This window comes from Xanthomonas sp. PPL134 (genome assembly GCF_040595915.1).
GTDB lineage: Bacteria > Pseudomonadota > Gammaproteobacteria > Xanthomonadales > Xanthomonadaceae > Xanthomonas_A > Xanthomonas_A indica.
This window is the reverse complement of the sequence record NZ_JAMDLL010000008.1, coordinates 1-18403: the sequence shown is the minus strand read 5'-3', so window position 1 is coordinate 18403 and position 18403 is coordinate 1. Positions and strand designations below refer to the sequence as shown.

Below are 18403 nucleotides of genomic sequence, written 5' to 3'. Positions count from 1 at the left end.
GTACTCGTTAGACGGAGGTCAGGGTGGCATGGTCGTGCCGCGGATGCACGCGCCCGGCACCGAAGTGGCAGGAGAAGGTGCTGCCCTTGCCGACTTCGCTCTCGATCTCCAGCCGCGCCTGGTGCAGGCCGAGCACGTGCTTGACGATCGACAGGCCCAGGCCGGTGCCGCCGCTCTCGCGCGAGCGGCTGCTGGAGACGCGGTAGAAGCGCTCGGTGATCCGCGGCAGGTGATGCGCGGGAATGCCGTAGCCGCTGTCGCGCACCGACAGCACCGCACCGTCGCCTTCGCGGGCGAAGCGGATGCGGATGGTGCCGCCGGCCGCGGTGTAGCGCACCGCGTTGGTGACCAGGTTGGAGAAGGCGCTGTGCAGTTCCTTGTTGGAGCCGACCAGGTCGCAATCGGCCTCGTCGTGGACCTCGATGCGGTGCCGGCCCTGGCTGTGCGCTTCGGCCTCGCGGCGCAGCGTGGCCAGCATCGGCGCCATCGCGATCGACTCCTCGTTGGCGTGTTCCTGCGATTCCAGCCGCGACAGGGTCAGCAGGTCCTCGACCAGTTGGGTCATGCGCTGCGACTGCTTGCGCATCTCGGCGATCATCGGCCCCGAATCCGGAAAGTCCTCCGGGTCCAGCATGTCCAGGTAGCCATGCACCACGGTCAGCGGCGTGCGCAGTTCGTGCGAGACGTTGGCGACGAAATCGCGGCGCACCTGCTCCAGTTGCAGCAGCTTGCTGACGTCGCGCGCGACCAGCAGCCAGTGGTCCTCGGAATAGGGGATCAGGCGCAGGTTCAGGCGCAGGCGCTCGTCGACCGGCGAGGGCATGTCCAGCATCGGCTCGGCGTTGCGGCCGGCGCTGAGCCAGTGCGCCAGCGGCATCGGCTGCAGCCGCTCCACCACCGGTGCGCCGAGGTCGCCGGGATGGCGCAGGCCGAGCAGGGTGCCGGCCGCCTCGTTGAACCACTGGATGCGCTGGCTGTTGCGGTCCACCACCACCACCGCGTCGGGCAGCGCCGCGGCGGCGGCACGGTAGGCGCGCAGCATGTCCAGCAGGCGCCGCTTGCGCACGCGCATTTCCGCCTGGCTGCGGTACAGCAGCCGGTCCAGCTCGTTCCACACCCCGGTGCCGGCCGGCGGCTCCCAGCGCTGGCGTGCGGTCAGCCGCCGCAGCACGCGCCGCAGCCGCCAGTAGTGCCAGCCCATCACCCCCAGCGACATCAGGGTCAGCGCCATCCACACGTGGCCGCCGATCCAGCCGACCAGCAACGCCAGCAACAGCAGGCCGGCGAGCGTGCCGAGGGTCTTCAACCAGGCGGATCGGATGTGGCGGGGCATCGGGAACGCACTCTGTCGCAAAGGATCGTGATCCGTCCGCCGTTATAGCAGGCGCGGCCGGCGGTCAGATGGACGCAGAGAAGCGATAGCCGGACCCGCGGACGGTCTGCACCATGTTTTCCACCGCGAACGGCTCCAGCGTCTTGCGCAGGCGACGGATGTGCACGTCGATGGTGCGCTCTTCCACGTACACGCTGCCGCCCCAGACGTGGTCGAGCAGCTGCGCGCGGCTGTACACGCGCTCGGGATGGGTCATGAAGAAGTGCAGCAGGCGGTACTCGGTCGGGCCGATCGGCACCGGCGCCTCGCCGGCGAACACCCGGTGCGCGGCGCCGTCGATGCGCAGGCTGCCGACCGAGACGCTGCCGTCCTCGTCGTCCTCGCGGGTGCGGCGCATCACCGCGCGGATCCGCGCCAGCAGCTCGCGCGCGGAGAACGGCTTGACCACGTAGTCGTCGACGCCGGCTTCCAGACCGCCGACGCGATCGTTCTCCTCGCCGCGGGCGGTGAGCATGATGATCGGCACTTCGCGGGTCATCGCATCCTTGCGCCAGCGCCGGGCCAGCTCCAGGCCGCTGGTGCCGGGCAGCATCCAGTCCAGCAGGATCAGGTCCGGGACCCGGTCGGCGATCGAGGTCTGCGCCTCGCGGGCATCGCCGGCATGCACCGGCTCGAAGTCGCCCTTGCGCAGGGCGAACGCGACCATGTCGCGGATGGCCGGTTCATCGTCGACGATCAGGATGCGTTTCTGCACAACGGCACCGTGGAACTGGGGAGGAAGGTCGCCAGTAGACTACGGTTTTATTACGTTTAAGTGACGCCTGCCATGGGCGCGTTTCAGCGCCGTTGCATGTCCGGGTCCTGCACGCCCTGGCGGCGCAGTTCCAGCACGGTCGGGGTGATCGCGGCGATGCGCGCGTCGATGCGCGCGCGCGCCACGTAGTCCAGGTCGCTGCGCTTCTTGAGGTTGTTGAGCTGGATCAGGGCCTGCTCCGGATGCCCGTTCAGATAGGCCGCCTCGGCGTAGGCCTCGCCGGCGCGGGTGTCGTCGCCGGCCAGTTCGCAGGCGCGGGCGAAGGTGCGCTGGAACACCGGGTCCTCCGCGGCCGCGCCGAGCAGCGGCCGCAGCACCGCCTGGGCGCGCTGGCCGGCCTGGCGGCCGCCCTGCTCGTTGAGGGCGCTCGCATAGCTCAGCGCCACCGCCCGGTTGCTGGGCATGCGCTTGACCAGCGCCTCGAAGCGCTGGTCGGCGGCCTGGCTGCGGCCGGCCTTGGCCTCGGCCTCGGCGACCGCCACGGTCAGCCACCAGTTGTCCGGGTGCGCCTGCAGCAGGCCCTCCAGCGTCTGCGCGACGTCCTGCGCGGCGCCACCGGCACGCAGCCGCGCCAGCGCCAGGCCGTAGCGCTGGGCATCGCTCAGGCCCTGCTTGCTGCCCTGGCGCAGGCCCTCGTACTCGCGGATCGCATCGGCCGGGGTGTTGGCGCTGAACACCCGCAACCGCTCGCGGGCCCATTCGAACTGGCCGCTGGGGCCGCGCGCGTAGTTGGCGAACGGCAACTGCAGGCCACCCGGCAGCAGCGGGTTGCTGGGCGCGCCCAGCGGCTGGCTCAGCGACACGTCGTTCGGATCGACCCGCTCCTGCAGGGTGCCGCCGGGCACGCTGGTGGTCACGGTCAGGGTGTTCTTCTTCATCTGCTCGGCGCGCTCGCGCGCCTCGCTGATGCGGGTGGTGGTGACCGGGTGGGTCATCAGGAAGTCCGGGGTGCTGTAGCCGCCCTGGTTGCCGCGCATCGCCAGCGACATGCGCTCGAAGAAGCCCGCCATCGCATCGACGTCGTAGCCGCTGCGCGCCAGGGTGCGGATGCCCAGACGGTCGGCTTCGGATTCGTTGGAGCGGGTGTAGTCGATCTGCCGCTGCTGCATCAGCCCCAGGCCGCTGGCGATCGCCGCCTGGGTGGCGTCGCCGCTGGAGCGCCCGCCGGCCTGCTGCGCCGCGACCACCGCGGCGAGCATGCCGAGCAGGATCGGGATCTGGTCGCGCTGCGCCCGCTCCACCCCGCGCAGCACGTGCTGCTGGGTGACGTGGGCGATTTCGTGCGACAGCACCGCGGCCACCTCGTCCTCGCGCTCGGCGGTCAGTACCAGGCCGGCGTTGACCGCGACGTAGCCGCCGAGGGTGGCGAAGGCGTTGATCTGGCGGTCGCGCAGCATGAAGAAGGTGAATTTCTGCTGCGGCTGGTCGCTGTTGGCGCCGAGCCGGGTGCCCATGGTCTGCAGCCAGTCGTCGATCAGCGGGTCCTCGAGCACGTAGCCGTAGCTGCGCAGTTCGGCCAGCATCATCTTGCCGTACTCGGCCTGGCGCGCCGGGGTCAGCAGCTCGCCGGCCGAGGAGCCGATGTCCGGCAGCTTGTTCTCCTGGGCCGGCGCCACGGCGCAGGCGGTGGCCAGGGTGATCGCGAAGGCGAGCGGCAGCAGGCGCAAGACGGGCTCCAAGAGGGCTGGCGGACGCCGGGGAGCGTCCGGGACGACGGTGAATCCGGGATGATTCGCAGTGTTGCGGCAGCGGCCTCGAAAATCCACCCGGCCGCTACCATAGTGGCTTGGACCTTCTACACCGCCCGGAGTTTCCCGTGGACAACCCAACTGCCGACACCGGCCACGCCGGCGGCGCGCCGATCACCCTCTATTCCACCGCGATCTGCCCGTACTGCGTGGCGGCCAAGAACTTCCTCAAGAGCAAGGGCCGGACCTGGAACGAGGTGCGGATCGACCTGGATCCGGCCGAGCGCGAGAAGATGGTCGCCCTGGCGCGGCGCACCAGCGTGCCGCAGATCTTCGTCGGCGACGTCCATGTCGGCGGCTACGACGACATGATGGCGCTGCACCGCGCCGGCAAGCTGGAGCCGCTGCTCGACGGCCACGCCCCGGAGGCGCAGGCATGAGCGGCGCCGCGACGGGCGAGGGCGGTGCGGCCGGGCAGGACCGGGTCCGCGCGTTCACCGAGTTCCGCCAGCGCATGAACCAGCGCATCCTGGCCGAGCCGAACCAGGTGGTGCGGCGCTTCTTCGCGCTGGATACCCAGACCTACCAGGCCGGCGCGCTGGACGTGAAGACCAAGGAGCTGCTCGGCCTGGTCGCCTCGCTGGTGCTGCGCTGCGACGACTGCATCAGCTACCACGTGGCCCAGTGCAAGGAGGCCGGGGTCAGCCGCGAGGAGTTCTTCGAGACCTTCTCGGTGGGCCTGGTGGTCGGCGGATCGATCGTGATCCCGCACCTGCGCCGCGCCGTGGACTTCCTCGACACGCTGGAGGCCGGCGAGGCCGCCGCCCCGGCGCAGCACGCGCACGACTGAGCCTGCCCCGGTCGGCCGGCGGCCGCCGGCGCCGGTTGCCGAAGGCTGCCCGGTTTTGGGCGCCTTCACCGGCTTCGGGCATAATTACCGCTGAAACCTCCTTGCGCCTGCAGCCCCGGCTCCCGGGCGGCGCTCCCCCTTCTTGTACGGAAACCGCAACCCTATGACGCAGACAATCACGGTCATCCGTGGCGATGGCATCGGCCCGGAGATCATGGACGCCACGCTGTTCGTGCTCGACGCGCTGAACGCCGGCCTCACCTACGAATACGCCGACGCGGGCCTGGTGGCGCTGGAGAAGCACGGCGACCTGCTGCCGGCCGCCACGCTGGAGTCGATCCGCAAGAACAAGGTGGCGCTGAAGAGCCCGCTGACCACGCCGGTGGGCGAGGGCTTCAGCTCGATCAACGTGGCCATGCGCCGCCAGTTCGACCTGTACGCCAACGTGCGTCCGGCCAAGTCGTTCCCGAACACCAAGTCGCGCTTCGGCGCCGGCGTGGACCTGATCACCGTGCGCGAGAACACCGAAGGTGCCTACCTGAGCGAAGGCCAGGAAGTGTCCGCCGACGGCGAGACCGCGCTGTCGATGGCCAAGGTGACCCGCAAGGGCTCCGAGCGCATCGTCCGCTACGCCTTCGACCTGGCCCGCGCGACCGGCCGCAAGAAGGTCACCGCGGTGCACAAGGCCAACATCATCAAGTCCACCTCGGGCCTGTTCCTGAAGGTGGCGCGCGAAGTGGCGGCGAACTACCCGGAGATCGAATTCCAGGAAATGATCGTCGACAACGCCTGCATGCAGCTGGTGATGCGCCCGGAGCAGTTCGACGTCATCGTCACCACCAACCTGTTCGGCGACATCCTGTCGGATCTGTGCGCCGGCCTGGTCGGCGGCCTGGGCCTAGCCCCGGGTGCCAACATCGGCGTGGACGCGGCGATCTTCGAAGCCGTGCACGGCTCGGCCCCGGACATCGCCGGGCAGGGCAAGGCCAACCCATGTGCGCTGCTGCTGGGCGCTGCGCAGCTGCTGGACCATATCGGCCAGCCGCAGAACGCCGAGCGCCTGCGCAATGCCATCGTCGCCACCCTGGAAGCCAAGGACGGGCTGACCCCGGACCTGGGCGGCAGCGGCAACACCATGGGCTTCGCCAAGGCCATCGCCGGCCGCCTCTGAGCGCACCGGAAGATCGCACAAGAAGAAAGGGCGCCCAAGGGCGCCCTTTTCTTTTGCTTGCAAGTTGTCTGAAACCAGGTGCGCTCATCGATCAAAGGGAGTCGCTCTTACGATTCCCCAATCCCGATTCCCGACTCCCGGCGTCAATTCCGCGACTGCAGCTTCGACAGCAACCGCAGCAACTCCAGATACAGCCACACCAGGGTGACCATCAGGCCGAACGCGCCGTACCACTCCATGTACTTGGGCGCACCCTGTTCGACGCCGCTCTCGATGAAGTCGAAATCTGTCACCAGATTCAGTGCCGCGACCACCACCACGAAGAGGCTGAACAGGATGCCGATAGGGCCGGAGCCGTGGATGTAGGGAATTTGGATATTGAACAGGCCCAGCACCATGGTCGCCAGGTACACCAGGGCGATGCCGCCGGTGGCCGCGAACACGCCCAGCTTGAAGTTCTCGGTGGCCTTGATCAGACCGCTGCGGTAGGCGAACAGCATCGCGAACAGGGTGCCGAAGGTCAGCATCACCGCCTGCAGCACGATGCCGTTGAAGCGCACTTCGTACATCGCCGAGAGCGATCCCAGGAAGAAGCCTTCCACCAGCGCGTACAGCGGGGCGGTGATCGGCGACCATTCCTTCTTGAAGATCGTGATCAGGGCCAGGATGAGGCCGCCGATCAGGCCGCCCGCCGCGTAGCCGACCACGCCCGGGGCGATCATCGCGTTGCCCGCGGCATCGATCGAGACCGACTGGCTCCAGGCGAACGCGGCGGTGAGCGCCGTCAGCATCAGCAGGATGCCGGTCTTGTTGGCGGTACCGTTCAGTGTCATTGCGCCGCTGTCGCGTGCGGCGACCGGGCTGCTCCCGGGCGAGACCACGGTGCCGCTGCGCAGATCGAGGAAGGTGGATTCCTTCAGGGCGGGATTGCCGCTGCGAAGCATGCTGTTTTCTCCTTCAAAAAAGGCGTTCGGCCGATGCCGATGGCAAGGCTTGAGCATAGCGCAGGCGATGTTGCGTGCATGCGACGTTGACAGCGGGCCGCAAGCTTCCCACAATAGCCGACCTTTCCGGCCTCGGCCGCGAGGGATGTTCCGCCGGGGTATAGCGCAGTCTGGTAGCGCGCCTGCTTTGGGAGCAGGATGTCGGGGGTTCGAATCCCTCTACCCCGACCAATCCGATGTCCAACGGCGGAAAGGAATGCGACAATCCAGCCAGGGCGCCCGTAGCTCAACTGGATAGAGCACCGGCCTTCTAAGCCGGCGGTTACAGGTTCGATTCCTGTCGGGCGCGCCAACACCGGCGCCGGGCGGGAGATGCAAGGTTTCAATGGTGGCTGTAGCTCAGTTGGTTAGAGTACTGGATTGTGATTCCAGATGTCGGGGGTTCGAGTCCCCTCAGCCACCCCATTGATTGCGTGACCCGATGCTTCGCGGGGTGTTGCAACGAAGCAAAAAAGCACATAGAATGTGCGACTCAGTTTCAGGGCCGTTAGCTCAGTTGGTAGAGCAGTTGACTCTTAATCAATAGGTCCAAGGTTCGAATCCTTGACGGCCCACCAAACAAAACAGCCACTTAGCGCAAGCTAAGTGGCTGTTTTTCTATGCGCCGGGAAAATTGCCGGGAAAAATAACCCGGGAATGCACTACTTACGCTTGGGCGGCGGCACCAGCGGCAGGTCGTCCCGCGGCGTCTTGCTTGTCGCCTCGGTTGCCGGGGGTGTCGGTGGTGCCGCGATGCTTCAGGCCGTGCGGGCCGAACCGCGTTTCGGCTTAGATCACCTTCTCCTTGAGCGCCGTGGCGATCATGCGCTGCCAGGCGCTCGTGGTGTACCGGGACGCCAACACCACCATCGTGGTCGTCTACGGCAGCAACGGCGAATACATCACCTCCTATGTGATCAAGTCTCCGCAGACTAAGCCGCCGCAGTAACCTATAGAGTGCGCCAACTGGCTCGCGGAGCCGAGTCGAACCCTATTTTGGGGTGGCAAAAGAGAGGGCCGCTTGCGCGGCCCCTCTCTTTTTTAGTTCGCTTCAGTTTTCCGCTTGGTGGCTGGCTTCTTTGTCGCCAGCGTTCGCGCCTCCTTCTTACGGGAGCTTTCGACTGCTTCTGCTTTGGCGCGAGCTGCTTCGATCATCGAGGGATCGACCCCAAAGCTCTTCTGCAAGATATCTTCAAGCTTGTCGGTCTCAAAGAGCATCTCAACGTCAGAAGGTTCCAGCATCACGCTTGGGAGTAGCGCTGTGCCATATGGCGCGCGAGAGGACACTAGGGCCAGCATCTCTCGAGCACCAGAGTAGAGGATGCGCGCTACGTTTACGGCTACAACCTCAGGGTTGAACGCGCTTTTGTAGGCCTGTCGGCAACCTTCAACGTCGATGCGAAAGGTGACCAGAACTTGCAACGAGATTACGTAAGGCCTGCTGTCATCGCTTTGATCGATGCTTAGCATGGCGAAATGGGATCCGTCAGAGTCGTACATGACCTGGGCGCGGACGACGATCGGTAGAGGCTCGTCTACGACACTTTGGCCAATGCCGGGTATCGCTCGTACGCTGACGATCGTGTACTCAGGGGCGTCAAGCTGCAATGGGCTCGGCTTCATCGTTCGCTGCTAGTTGCGTCAGTGCTTCATTAGCTTGGGTATACCCAGCGCGGTTTGGCATGGAGCTGTATCCGGATCTGCGTGCGGTTGATTGACGCGAATCAAGGTTTTGGCTCTGAGCCCAGAGGTATGCAACGCTGCCCTCTCTTTTCGTGATTGCAGCAGCCGGAGCAAGCTCTTTTTGGGCCAGCCTGAAGTAGACGTCTCCGTCATCCTCCGTTGGGCTAAGAGTAAAGCTGGAGCGGCCCAAGCTAATGCTCAGATCAACGGTGCCGCTAAGAGCTTGCACATACTGAAAGAGGGTGGAGAGTAGGAAGTCGCCGCGACCCTCGAACTTCGATACCGCAGCTTGAGACTTGCCAAGCTGCGTGGCGATTTCTTTTTGTGTGAGGCCAGCAGCTTCCCGAAGCGCGGCCAAGGGTAGGCTTCGCAGCGCATCTTGAAATGCTTGCTGCACATCGGCGTGGCCCTGAAGGCCGCGTGCACTCAGGAAATCTTCCAGGCGCATGGTACTCATTGTTGTCTTCTTCCCTTGGTTTTCTTGGCGACGACTTTGCTGGCCATATCGGCCGCATTCGTTTTGTCTAGATGGGCATCAAGTAGATCATCCGCAATGGGGATGAATTCCTCGTAGAACTCATCAACACCGTAGGCGATCTTGTCGCCGCCGACGAGCAAGATCCCTCGACGCTTTGTGTCGAACGCAAAGAAGATGCGGAACTGCTTGTCCGCGCACTGAACACGAAGCTCCTTCATGTTGTGGTGTCGTGAACCGTGTATGCGATCCACGTGTGGACGGCCCAGAGTTGGTCCCTGAGCCGCAAGGAGCTGCATCGCCCCAGCCACCTTAATTTGTTCATTTCCCGAGAGTCCGTCGAAAAATTCCTGGGCCTCGGTGAGCAGTTCAACGACCCAGGCCATCAGGATAACCTTGGAGTTATTTTTCTACAACTGGCTTCGTTACGAAAAGTCAAGCGCCCCCCTTCATTCCTTGATCCGCTTGGGCCTTCGATCGCCAATCCTAGCCGACACGGGGGCAGCGAGCGACCGCGCGAGCAAAGCATGGCCATTGCCGTGCGGCTTCCCAAAGACCGCCGCGATGGTCGTGAAGGCGCGGCCTTCAGGGGATAGCCGGATCAAGGGCTCGGAGCGAGGCCATCCAGGCCGGCGTTTGGGGTATCCATCCGCAGATGGTTCATGCAGCGCCCAGCGCGCGCAGTCGTCGCCCCGCCACCCCTGCGGTCTTCATGCACCTGTTTTTCTGCGCCACTGCGTCCCACGGCCGGGCGCGCCGCTGTTGGCGCTCACGGCGGTTCCAGATGGGTGTCTGCCCCTGCCGTTCCCTGCGCGGGTGACTCCTCCGTAGCGCCCTCCTAGGGGCCGTAGCGGTAACTGGGGCACCTTCGGGTGACCCTTTTGCTATGCGCCGCCGCCGTCGATGACATCTGCGCGATGCAGTTCAATCAGCCTTTTCAAATGACGGTCTCTTGCCTTCGCTCGAAGGCGTATCGCAAACAGGCCGCCGAGGAGAGACAGTATGATCACCGGAATTGAAATCCATAGCTGACGCCGGCCAGATTCGATCTCGATGAAGTTTGCCCAGACGCCGCCATCGATCTTGAGGCTTCCTATCCCGTCGTTATGGGTGAGGGAAATTCGCTTCAAAAGCTGACTTGGTTGAATATCGACAATCCTAGTGGTTGTCCAGCTACTCACGCCAATTGCCTGGCCCGCCCGCAGGGTCCCAAGCGAAACGCGCCTTGGTTCTTGAAGAACATGCTGTCGGCCATCTTCGTCGGTGAACGCCGAGGCGGTGAAGACCGGATCAAGCGTGAGCGTTACCCCGTTCGCAGGCAGGGTTCCCCTGTTCATTACTAATACGAATACCATAGTCTGCGCCTTCGCCTGACGCTCAAGAGCAGCCTGGCTCCATCCTTCGCCTTCGTTTCCCAGCGCATCGACCGCGACTGGAATCGAGGTGCGCGCCGCGCTCGCCGAGAGGACGATATCCGGCGGCAAGTTGGCCATGTTCGCGGACACGAGGCCGACGATTTCTGAAGAAGGCTTCGTCACTCGGTCGTAAAGCTGGACCAACGCGATTGCGATTCCAAGCACTCCGCCAGCTCCCGCGACGAAGACACCGAATCGAGTCCAGCCCTTGGATGCTTCCGCCATGATGTTCTCCACTGTTCAGCGCACTTTAGGCCTGAAGTGGGGACGCCGAAAAGCTTGATAGGGCTCAGTCGCAGTCTCTTGTGCGACTGCAGGCGTCGTGCGCCTCTCGCGTCCTTGCCGCTGGCCGGTGGTGGCTATCGGGTCGAGCGGCGCAGTTTGGTCGATGCCAAGTGCCGGCGACCGGGCGTTACAAGCTGCGCGATGAACCGGCATAAGTGGGCGCGTGCCGCGTTGCCATGAAAGGCTTCTGAGGCCGCGGGAAAATTTGCGAGTTCAGGGCCTTGATAAAGAGGGTTTGGGAAAATTGCTTTAACTAAGGCTTTGATTTGTAAGCTAACAAGTGCTAATTCTTAATCCATAGGTCCAAGATTCGAATCCTTGACGGCCCACCAAAACGAAAGGCACCTGCTCCGGCAGGTGCCTTTTTCTTTGCCGGCCGGCCTGCAACAATGTGCCGGCGGGCGCCTTCCGGCGCCGCAGCGCGAAAGTGGCGGAATTGGTAGACGCCCTGGTTTTAGGTACCAGTGCCGCAAGGCGTAGGGGTTCGAGTCCCCTCTTTCGCACCATCCAACCCCCTGCGGCCCCTCGCGGCGATGGTGGGTTCGGCGTCGCCACGGTGGCCGCCCGGCCCTGCGCTGGCAGGCGCCGCGGGAATAGGCGAAACTATCCGGCTGCGGCGGCTGTCCCGTGCCCGCGCCAACCCGTACTTTTCTACATCGTGCCGAGAGCCGTGGGCTCCCGGTGGCAGGAGTCCACATGCAAGCTTCGATCGAAACCACCGGTACCCTGGAACGGCGTCTGACCTTCACCCTGCCGGAGGATCGCCTGGAAACCCATGTCGGCGGCCGCCTGCGCGAAGTCGCGCGTACCGCACGGATCAAGGGCTTCCGTCCGGGCAAGATTCCGGCCAAGGTGATCGAGCAGCGCTTCGGGCCGCAGATCCGCGCCGAGGCGCTGGACGGCCTGCTGCGCGAGACCTTCGACTCGGCCGTGCGCGAGCATGAGCTGCGCCTGGCCGGCAACCCGCGCATCGACCGCGCCGGCGACAACGAACTGCAGTTCGTGGCCACCTTCGAAGTGGTGCCGGACTTCGGCGACATCGACGTCTCGACGCTGCAGGTGATCCGCCACACCGCCGAGGTCACCGATGCCGACATCGAGCAGATGATCGAGAACCTGCGCCTGCAGCGCCGTACCTGGCAGCCTGCCGCGCGTCCGGCGCAGGACGGCGACCTGGTGACCCTGGAGACCTGGTCGCAGGTCGGCGACGAGCGCCTGCCGGCCGAAGGCGTGGAGAAGGGCAGCAGCGTGATCGGCTCGGGCGTGATGTTCCCGGCGATCGAACAGGGCCTGATCGGCCTGTCCAAGGACGAAGAGAAGACGCTGACCGTCGACTTCCCGGCCGACTGGCGCGTGCCGCAGTTCGCCGGCAAGCAGGTCCAGGTGCACGTGAAGGCAGTCGACGTGGCCGCGCCGGTGCTGCCGGAAGTGGACAAGGAGTTCATCAAGAGCTTCGGCGTGAAGAGCGGCGATGCCGAGCAGTTCCGCAAGGACATCCGCATCAACCTGGAGCGCGAGCTCAAGGGCGCGCTGATGAACCGCCTGCGTCGCGAAGTCGGCGAGCAACTGATCGCCGCCTATGCCTCGGTGGAAATGCCGCCGCGCCTGGTCGAGAACGAGGCGCGCGCCATGCTGGCGCAGCAGGTCGAGCAACTGCGCCGGTCCGGCCGTGACCCGGGCCAGGTGCCGGAGGACGCCCACCAGGGCTTCATGGACGCGGCGCGCAAGCGCGTGCTGGTCGGCCTGCTGGTCGGCGAGGTCGCCCGCCGCAACGAACTGCGCCTGGACCCGAAGCGGGTCTCGGAGACGCTGCGCCTGATCGCCTCGACCTACGAAGAGCCGGAGCAGGTCATTGAGATGTACCGCAACGATCCCCAATTGATGGGAGGACTGCAGAGCCGTGTGATGGAAGAGCAGGTGATCGACTGGATCGCCGAGCGCGCCCAGCACACCGAGCAGGCGATGTCGTTCCAGGACGCGATCCGTCAATAAGACGACGCGCCACCGCGTTGCGCAGCCAGCCTGCGCAACGCGGATCCCGTTTCACCTCCCCGCGGCGGCGGGGTGCAACACGATGCGAAGCCCTGTACACCCCCGTGCAGGGTCGGACCCCGAGCAGCAGGAGATCACCGCGTGGACAATGTGACCAAGGCCTTGAATCTGGTTCCGATGGTGGTCGAGCAGACCAGCCGCGGCGAGCGCGCCTACGACATCTATTCGCGTCTGTTGAAGGAGCGCCTGATCTTCCTGGTCGGCCCGATCGACGACCACATGGCCAACGTGATCGTGGCCCAGCTGCTGTTCCTGGAAGCGGACAATCCGGAAAAGGACATCAGCATCTACATCAATTCGCCGGGCGGCGTGGTCACTGCCGGCATGGCGATCTACGACACCATGCAGTACATCAAGCCGGACGTGAGCACCATCTGCGTCGGCCAGGCCGCCTCGATGGGCGCGCTGCTGCTGGCGTCGGGCGCGGCCGGCAAGCGTTATGCGCTGCCGAACTCGCGGGTGATGATCCACCAGCCGCTGGGCGGCTTCCAGGGCCAGGCCACCGACATCGACATCCACGCCCGCGAGATCCTGACCCTGCGCGCGCGGCTGAACGAAATCCTGGCCAAGCACACCGGCCAGTCGCTGGAAACCATCGCCCGCGACACCGAGCGCGACAACTTCAAGAGCGCCGTCGACGCGCAGGCCTACGGCCTCGTCGACCAGGTGCTGGAGCGTCGCCCGGACGAGTCCATCCAGCCGGCATAAGGCTTGCATGTACTGCAAAACGCAGCGTATTCCGCAGGGCCGGGGTCGGGCTAGCGTCCTCCCGGCCCTGTGCTATTCTCGAAATCGAACCCCCGTTCATCGGGTGGGGTAACTGGGTAAGCGAAGCAATGAGCGAAGACCGGCAAGGCCGTTCCGGCGACAGCAACAAGATCCTGTACTGCTCGTTCTGCGGCAAGAGTCAACACGAGGTCCGTAAGCTGATCGCCGGGCCCAGCGTGTTCATCTGCGACGAATGCGTCGAGTTGTGCAACGACATCATCCGCGAGGAGCTCGAGGAGAAGGCGCAGTCGGCACGCAGCAGCCTGCCCAAGCCGCGCGAGATCCTCGAGGTGCTCGATCAGTACGTGATCGGCCAGCAGCGCGCCAAGCGCACGCTCGCCGTGGCCGTGTACAACCACTACAAGCGCATCGAGAGCCGGCAGAAGAACGACGAGGTCGAACTGGCCAAGTCCAACATCCTGCTGGTCGGTCCGACCGGTTCGGGCAAGACGCTGCTGGCCGAGACGCTGGCGCGCCTGCTCAACGTGCCGTTCACCATCGCCGATGCGACCACGCTGACCGAAGCCGGCTACGTCGGCGAGGACGTGGAGAACATCATCCAGAAGCTGCTGCAGAAGTGCGACTACGACGTCGACAAGGCGCAGCAGGGCATCGTCTACATCGACGAGATCGACAAGATCTCGCGCAAGAGCGAGAACCCGTCGATCACCCGCGACGTGTCCGGCGAAGGCGTGCAGCAGGCGCTGCTGAAGCTGATCGAAGGCACGGTCGCCTCGGTGCCGCCGCAGGGCGGGCGCAAGCATCCGCAGCAGGAATTCCTGCAGGTGGACACCAAGAACATCCTGTTCATCTGCGGCGGCGCGTTTGCCGGCCTGGACAAGGTGATCCAGCAGCGCTCCAACGACGCTGGCGGCATCGGCTTCGGCGCCAAGGTCAAGAGCGCCGAGCGCAAGCGCGAGGTCGGCAAGATCCTGGCCGACGTCGAGCCGGAAGACCTGATCAAGTTCGGTCTGATCCCCGAGTTCGTCGGCCGCCTGCCGGTGGTCGCCACGCTCGAGGAGCTGGACGAGCCGGCGCTGATCAAGATCCTCACCGAGCCCAAGAACGCCATCACCAAGCAGTTCAAGAAGCTGTTCGAGATGGAAGGCGTGGAGCTGGAGTTCCGCCAGGACGCGCTGCTGGCCATCGCCAAGAAGGCGCTCAAGCGCAAGACCGGCGCGCGCGGCCTGCGCACCATCGTCGAGTCGGTGCTGTTGGACACGATGTATGAACTGCCGTCGCAGGAAAACGTCAGCAAGGTGGTGGTGGACGAGTCGGTGATCGAGCACAAGTCCGAGCCTTACCTGATCTACCAGACCCCGCCGGCGCCGCCCAAGGTCGCCTCCGCGGAGTGACCTCGGGCCGGTGGTGCGCGGCGACCCCGTCGCGTGCCCCAGGCCTGCCGGTAAGTCGCTGAAACATAAAGGGGTTCTGCGCTCCCCTTGCATCGTCCAGCCGATGGCCCCATAACGGGGCCATCGGCGTTTTTATGGCCGCCCGCATCGCGTTCCCGCCTCCCAAATCGGAATCCTCATGGCCCAGTCCCAATCCGAAGTCCTCGACCTGCCGGTCCTGCCGTTGCGCGACGTCGTGGTCTTCCCGCACATGGTCATCCCGCTGTTCGTCGGTCGCGACAAATCCATGCGCGCGCTCGAGCACGCGATGGAGGCCGACAAGCGCATCCTGCTGGTCGCGCAGAAATCCGCCGAGACCGACGATCCGGCGGCGGCCGACCTGTACAACGTCGGCACGCTGGCGCAGGTGCTGCAATTGCTGAAGCTGCCCGACGGCACCATCAAGGTGCTGGTCGAGGGCCTGTCGCGCGTCAGCGTCGACAAGGTCGCCGAGCGCGACGGCGCGCTGCAGGGCGAAGGCCGCGAGATCGATGCCGCCGAATCGCGCGAGGAGCGCGAGGTCGAGGCGATCGCGCGCTCGCTGATGTCGCTGTTCGAGCAGTACGTCAAGACCAACCGCAAGCTGCCGCCGGAACTGCTGCAGACCCTGTCCGGCATCGACGAGCCCGGCCGCCTGGCCGACACCATCGCCGCGCACATCGGCGTGCGCCTGGCCGACAAGCAGCGCCTGCTGGAAACGCTGGAAGTGGGCGAGCGGCTGGAGATGCTGGTCGGCCTGGTCGACGGCGAGATCGACGTGCAGCAGCTGGAGAAGCGCATCCGCGGCCGGGTCAAGTCGCAGATGGAGAAGAGCCAGCGCGAGTACTACCTCAACGAGCAGATGAAGGCGATCCAGAAGGAACTGGGCGACCTCGACGACGCGCCGGGCGAGCTGGAGGAGCTGGCGCGCAAGATCGCCGAGGCCGGCATGCCCAAGCCGGTGGAGACCAAGGCCAAGGCCGAACTCAACAAGCTCAAGCAGATGTCGCCGATGTCGGCCGAAGCCGCGGTGGTGCGCAACTACCTCGACTGGCTGCTGGGTGTGCCGTGGAAGAAGCGCAGCAAGGTGCGTAAGGACCTCAAGGTTGCGCAGGAAACCCTCGACGCCGATCACTACGGCCTGGAGAAGGTCAAGGACCGCATCCTCGAGTACCTCGCGGTGCAGTCGCGGGTGAAGCAGATGAAGGGGCCGATCCTGTGCCTGGTCGGACCGCCGGGCGTGGGCAAGACCTCGCTGGGCCAGTCCATCGCCAAGGCGACCAATCGCAAGTTCGTGCGCATGTCGCTGGGCGGCGTGCGCGACGAGGCGGAGATCCGTGGCCATCGCCGTACCTATGTCGGCTCGATGCCGGGCCGCATCGTGCAGAACCTCAACAAGGTCGGCAGCAAGAATCCGCTGTTCGTGCTCGACGAAATCGACAAGATGTCCATGGACTTCCGTGGCGATCCGTCCTCGGCGCTGCTGGAAGTGCTCGACCCCGAGCAGAACAACGCCTTCAACGACCACTACCTGGAAGTGGACCTGGACCTGTCCGAAGTGATGTTCGTGGCGACTTCCAATTCGCTGAACATCCCCGGTCCGCTGCTGGACCGCATGGAAGTGATCCGTATCCCCGGCTACACCGAGGACGAGAAGCTCAACATCGCCGCGCGCTACCTGGTGCCCAAGCAGCTCAAGGCCAATGGCCTGAAGCAGGATGAGCTGGAGATCGGTGCCGACGCGATCCGCGACGTCGTGCGCTACTACACGCGCGAATCCGGCGTGCGCAACCTCGAGCGTGAAGTGGCCAAGATCTGCCGCAAGGTGGTCAAGGAAATCGCCCTGGCCGGTCCGCAGCCGGCAGCCCCGGCGAAGAAGGTCGCGGCGAAGAAGGGCGCTGTGCGCAAGGACAAGGCGCGGGTCGTCGTCGGCTCGAAGAACCTGGACAAGTACCTGGGCGTGCGTCGCTACGACTTCGGCCGTGCCGAGGAGCAGAACGAGATCGGCCTGGTGACCGGCCTGGCCTGGACCGAGGTCGGCGGCGATCTGCTGCAGATCGAATCGACCCTGGTCCCGGGCAAGGGCGCGGTGATCCTGACCGGCCAGCTCGGCGACGTGATGAAGGAATCGGCGTCGGCGGCGTTGTCGGTGGTGCGTTCGCGCGCCGAGCGGCTCGGCATCGAGGCGGATTTCCTGCAGAAGCACGACGTGCATCTGCACGTGCCCGATGGCGCCACGCCGAAGGACGGACCCAGCGCCGGCATCGCGATGGTGACCTCGCTGGTGTCGATGCTGACCAAGGTGCCGGTGAAGGCGGACGTGGCGATGACCGGCGAGATCACCCTGCGTGGCCGCGTCTCGGCGATCGGTGGCCTCAAGGAGAAGCTGCTGGCCGCGCTGCGCGGCGGCATCCGCACCGTGCTGATCCCGGAGGAGAACCGCAAGGATCTGGCCGACATCCCGGAGAACGTCACCCGCGATCTGAAGATCGTGCCGGTGAAGTGGATCGACGAAGTGCTGGATCTGGCGCTGGAGCGTCCGCTTGCGCCGAAGCCTACCGCCGATGCCGAACAGGCACCGTCGCGGCGCAAGCAGAAAGCATCCTCGAACCCGCGCGTCAAGCACTGACGCGCGCTGAACCGCACCCGCGCAAACGGCTCAAACCCGCGCCGTTGTTGGCTTTTCGGCTTGCGCGGGTATGGGCCCGCTGGTATAAATGCAGCGCTTGCGAGCACCGCGAACGGGCGTGCTTGGTAGTGCAAAACATATCCATCGGGGTCTCGCTCAGGCGAGGCAGGCCACGCCGACACCCGATCCTCAATCCGCGGTCTTCTGCCGCACATGGAGTCATCAAGAAATGAATAAAGCCGAACTGAACGACGCGATCGCCGCTGCCGCCGATATTTCCAAGGCCGAAGCCGGTCGTGCCATCGACGCCTTCGTGTCGGAAGTGACCAAGGCCCTGAAGAAGGGCGACAGCGTCACGCTCGTGGGCTTCGGCACCTTCCAGGTGCGCGACCGTGCCGAGCGCACCGGCCGCAACCCGAAGACCGGCGACTCCATCAAGATCGCCGCGTCGAAGAATCCGACGTTCAAGGCTGGTAAAGCGCTGAAGGATGCCGTAAACTAATCGACTCGCTAGGGTGCTTAGCTCAGCGGTAGAGCGTCTCCTTTACACGGAGAGGGTCGGGGGTTCGAAACCCTCAGCACCCACCAGAGCACCAAGCGACAAGTTTCAAAAGCGGAGTGGTAGTTCAGTCGGTTAGAATGCTGGCCTGTCACGCCGGAGGTCGCGGGTTCGAGTCCCGTCCACTCCGCCAGTTGTACCGAAGCCCCCGAGCAATCGGGGGTTTCGTTTCTCGCAGTCGCCGCCACGCACCAGCGTTGGCCTGGCCGCTGCGGGAAAGCGGGCCTCGCGCCCGCCTCCGTTCAAACGCGGAGTGGTAGTTCAGTCGGTTAGAATGCTGGCCTGTCACGCCGGAGGTCGCGGGTTCGAGTCCCGTCCACTCCGC

At 65.2% G+C, this 18403-nt stretch carries 17 protein-coding genes and 8 tRNA genes; 17 read left to right on the top strand and 8 right to left on the bottom strand.

Annotated elements, in window-relative coordinates:
• Nucleotides 1-7: 7 nt before the first annotated feature.
• The 3 genes from phoR to M3U25_RS14435 all read right to left on the bottom strand — a co-directional run bounded on the left by phoR (nt 8) and on the right by M3U25_RS14435 (nt 3814).
• Nucleotides 8-1333, bottom strand: a complete 1326-nt coding sequence (phoR, locus tag M3U25_RS14445) for a phosphate regulon sensor histidine kinase PhoR (protein WP_242081641.1) — start codon at nt 1331-1333, stop codon at nt 8-10.
• 64 nt (nt 1334-1397) lie between these two features.
• Entirely contained in the window at nt 1398-2087 is a 690-nt protein-coding gene (gene phoB / locus M3U25_RS14440) for a phosphate regulon transcriptional regulator PhoB (RefSeq protein ID WP_160959358.1), read from the bottom strand.
• A gap of 83 nt (nt 2088-2170) precedes the next feature.
• Nucleotides 2171-3814, bottom strand: a complete 1644-nt coding sequence (locus tag M3U25_RS14435) for a M48 family metalloprotease (RefSeq protein WP_242160364.1) — start codon at nt 3812-3814, stop codon at nt 2171-2173.
• A 149-nt stretch (nt 3815-3963) separates the two neighbouring features.
• On the opposite strand from M3U25_RS14435, the gene grxC reads away from it, so the two are divergent.
• The 3 genes from grxC (at nt 3964) to M3U25_RS14420 (ending at nt 5856) form a co-directional block, all read left to right on the top strand.
• On the top strand, nt 3964-4275 hold the full coding sequence (grxC, locus tag M3U25_RS14430; protein WP_242160365.1) for a glutaredoxin 3: 312 nt from the start codon (nt 3964-3966) through the stop codon (nt 4273-4275).
• On the top strand, nt 4272-4685 hold the full coding sequence (locus tag M3U25_RS14425) for a carboxymuconolactone decarboxylase family protein (RefSeq protein ID WP_355500892.1): 414 nt from the start codon (nt 4272-4274) through the stop codon (nt 4683-4685). The genes grxC and M3U25_RS14425 overlap by 4 nt, the downstream gene beginning before the upstream one ends.
• A gap of 163 nt (nt 4686-4848) precedes the next feature.
• Complete coding sequence (locus M3U25_RS14420) at nt 4849-5856, top strand: isocitrate dehydrogenase (protein WP_019797148.1); 1008 nt, start codon at nt 4849-4851, stop codon at nt 5854-5856.
• Between the two features lie 143 nt (nt 5857-5999).
• Here M3U25_RS14420 and M3U25_RS14415 read toward each other — a convergent pair whose 3' ends face one another.
• Nucleotides 6000-6800 carry a Bax inhibitor-1/YccA family protein gene (locus M3U25_RS14415; protein WP_355500895.1) on the bottom strand — a complete coding sequence of 267 codons (801 nt, stop codon included), beginning with the start codon at nt 6798-6800 and terminating at the stop codon, nt 6000-6002.
• 154 nt (nt 6801-6954) lie between these two features.
• Here M3U25_RS14415 and M3U25_RS14410 point away from each other — a divergent pair.
• The 5 genes from M3U25_RS14410 to M3U25_RS14390 all read left to right on the top strand — a co-directional run bounded on the left by M3U25_RS14410 (nt 6955) and on the right by M3U25_RS14390 (nt 7788).
• Nucleotides 6955-7031 (top strand) — tRNA-Pro (locus tag M3U25_RS14410).
• Between the two features lie 44 nt (nt 7032-7075).
• Nucleotides 7076-7152: transfer RNA gene (locus M3U25_RS14405), tRNA-Arg, on the top strand.
• A 36-nt stretch (nt 7153-7188) separates the two neighbouring features.
• A tRNA-His gene (locus M3U25_RS14400) sits at nt 7189-7265 on the top strand.
• 76 nt (nt 7266-7341) lie between these two features.
• Nucleotides 7342-7417: transfer RNA gene (locus M3U25_RS14395), tRNA-Lys, on the top strand.
• Nucleotides 7418-7644: 227 nt separating this feature from the next.
• Nucleotides 7645-7788 carry a hypothetical protein gene (locus tag M3U25_RS14390; protein ID WP_355500898.1) on the top strand — a complete coding sequence of 48 codons (144 nt, stop codon included), beginning with the start codon at nt 7645-7647 and terminating at the stop codon, nt 7786-7788.
• 92 nt (nt 7789-7880) lie between these two features.
• On the opposite strand, the gene M3U25_RS14385 is transcribed toward M3U25_RS14390, so the two are convergent.
• The 4 genes from M3U25_RS14385 to M3U25_RS14370 form a co-directional block, all read right to left on the bottom strand.
• Entirely contained in the window at nt 7881-8462 is a 582-nt protein-coding gene (locus M3U25_RS14385) for a hypothetical protein (RefSeq protein WP_355500900.1), read from the bottom strand.
• Complete coding sequence (locus M3U25_RS14380) at nt 8437-8979, bottom strand: helix-turn-helix domain-containing protein (protein WP_355500903.1); 543 nt, start codon at nt 8977-8979, stop codon at nt 8437-8439. The genes M3U25_RS14385 and M3U25_RS14380 overlap by 26 nt, the downstream gene beginning before the upstream one ends.
• Nucleotides 8976-9383 carry a type II toxin-antitoxin system RelE/ParE family toxin gene (locus M3U25_RS14375; protein ID WP_355500906.1) on the bottom strand — a complete coding sequence of 136 codons (408 nt, stop codon included), beginning with the start codon at nt 9381-9383 and terminating at the stop codon, nt 8976-8978. Before M3U25_RS14375 ends, M3U25_RS14380 begins: the two co-directional genes overlap by 4 nt.
• A gap of 498 nt (nt 9384-9881) precedes the next feature.
• Nucleotides 9882-10637 carry a hypothetical protein gene (locus tag M3U25_RS14370; protein WP_355500909.1) on the bottom strand — a complete coding sequence of 252 codons (756 nt, stop codon included), beginning with the start codon at nt 10635-10637 and terminating at the stop codon, nt 9882-9884.
• Between the two features lie 481 nt (nt 10638-11118).
• Between M3U25_RS14370 and M3U25_RS14365 the strand changes: the two genes are divergently transcribed.
• From M3U25_RS14365 to M3U25_RS14325, 9 genes are all read left to right on the top strand, one after another.
• A tRNA-Leu gene (locus M3U25_RS14365) sits at nt 11119-11203 on the top strand.
• A gap of 190 nt (nt 11204-11393) precedes the next feature.
• Entirely contained in the window at nt 11394-12689 is a 1296-nt protein-coding gene (gene tig / locus M3U25_RS14360) for a trigger factor (RefSeq protein ID WP_184502511.1), read from the top strand.
• A gap of 141 nt (nt 12690-12830) precedes the next feature.
• Nucleotides 12831-13457 carry an ATP-dependent Clp endopeptidase proteolytic subunit ClpP gene (gene clpP, locus M3U25_RS14355; protein WP_017907831.1) on the top strand — a complete coding sequence of 209 codons (627 nt, stop codon included), beginning with the start codon at nt 12831-12833 and terminating at the stop codon, nt 13455-13457.
• 128 nt (nt 13458-13585) lie between these two features.
• Nucleotides 13586-14872, top strand: a complete 1287-nt coding sequence (gene clpX / locus M3U25_RS14350; RefSeq protein WP_184502510.1) for an ATP-dependent Clp protease ATP-binding subunit ClpX — start codon at nt 13586-13588, stop codon at nt 14870-14872.
• A 178-nt stretch (nt 14873-15050) separates the two neighbouring features.
• Complete coding sequence (gene lon / locus M3U25_RS14345; protein ID WP_355500915.1) at nt 15051-17519, top strand: endopeptidase La; 2469 nt, start codon at nt 15051-15053, stop codon at nt 17517-17519.
• 88 nt (nt 17520-17607) lie between these two features.
• The gene (locus tag M3U25_RS14340) at nt 17608-18021 is read left to right on the top strand and encodes an HU family DNA-binding protein (RefSeq protein WP_157835168.1); all 414 of its coding nucleotides are present in this window, start codon (nt 17608-17610) and stop codon (nt 18019-18021) included.
• Between the two features lie 11 nt (nt 18022-18032).
• Nucleotides 18033-18107 (top strand) — tRNA-Val (locus M3U25_RS14335).
• A 27-nt stretch (nt 18108-18134) separates the two neighbouring features.
• Nucleotides 18135-18211: transfer RNA gene (locus M3U25_RS14330), tRNA-Asp, on the top strand.
• 117 nt (nt 18212-18328) lie between these two features.
• Nucleotides 18329-18402: transfer RNA gene (locus M3U25_RS14325), tRNA-Asp, on the top strand.
• Nucleotide 18403 lies beyond the last annotated feature (1 nt).

Coding starts and splice junctions, on each gene's coding strand:
- M3U25_RS14380 (WP_355500903.1), bottom strand. CDS start 8,979: ATGAGTACCATGCGCCTGGAAGATTTCCTGAGTGCACGCGGCCTTCAG.
- M3U25_RS14370 (WP_355500909.1), bottom strand. CDS start 10,637: ATGGCGGAAGCATCCAAGGGCTGGACTCGATTCGGTGTCTTCGTCGCG.
- M3U25_RS14375 (WP_355500906.1), bottom strand. CDS start 9,383: ATGGCCTGGGTCGTTGAACTGCTCACCGAGGCCCAGGAATTTTTCGAC.
- M3U25_RS14340 (WP_157835168.1), top strand. CDS start 17,608: ATGCAGCGCTTGCGAGCACCGCGAACGGGCGTGCTTGGTAGTGCAAAA.
- clpX (WP_184502510.1), top strand. CDS start 13,586: ATGAGCGAAGACCGGCAAGGCCGTTCCGGCGACAGCAACAAGATCCTG.
- M3U25_RS14420 (WP_019797148.1), top strand. CDS start 4,849: ATGACGCAGACAATCACGGTCATCCGTGGCGATGGCATCGGCCCGGAG.
- phoR (WP_242081641.1), bottom strand. CDS start 1,333: ATGCCCCGCCACATCCGATCCGCCTGGTTGAAGACCCTCGGCACGCTC.
- M3U25_RS14425 (WP_355500892.1), top strand. CDS start 4,272: ATGAGCGGCGCCGCGACGGGCGAGGGCGGTGCGGCCGGGCAGGACCGG.
- M3U25_RS14415 (WP_355500895.1), bottom strand. CDS start 6,800: ATGCTTCGCAGCGGCAATCCCGCCCTGAAGGAATCCACCTTCCTCGAT.
- M3U25_RS14385 (WP_355500900.1), bottom strand. CDS start 8,462: ATGAAGCCGAGCCCATTGCAGCTTGACGCCCCTGAGTACACGATCGTC.
- lon (WP_355500915.1), top strand. CDS start 15,051: ATGGCCCAGTCCCAATCCGAAGTCCTCGACCTGCCGGTCCTGCCGTTG.
- tig (WP_184502511.1), top strand. CDS start 11,394: ATGCAAGCTTCGATCGAAACCACCGGTACCCTGGAACGGCGTCTGACC.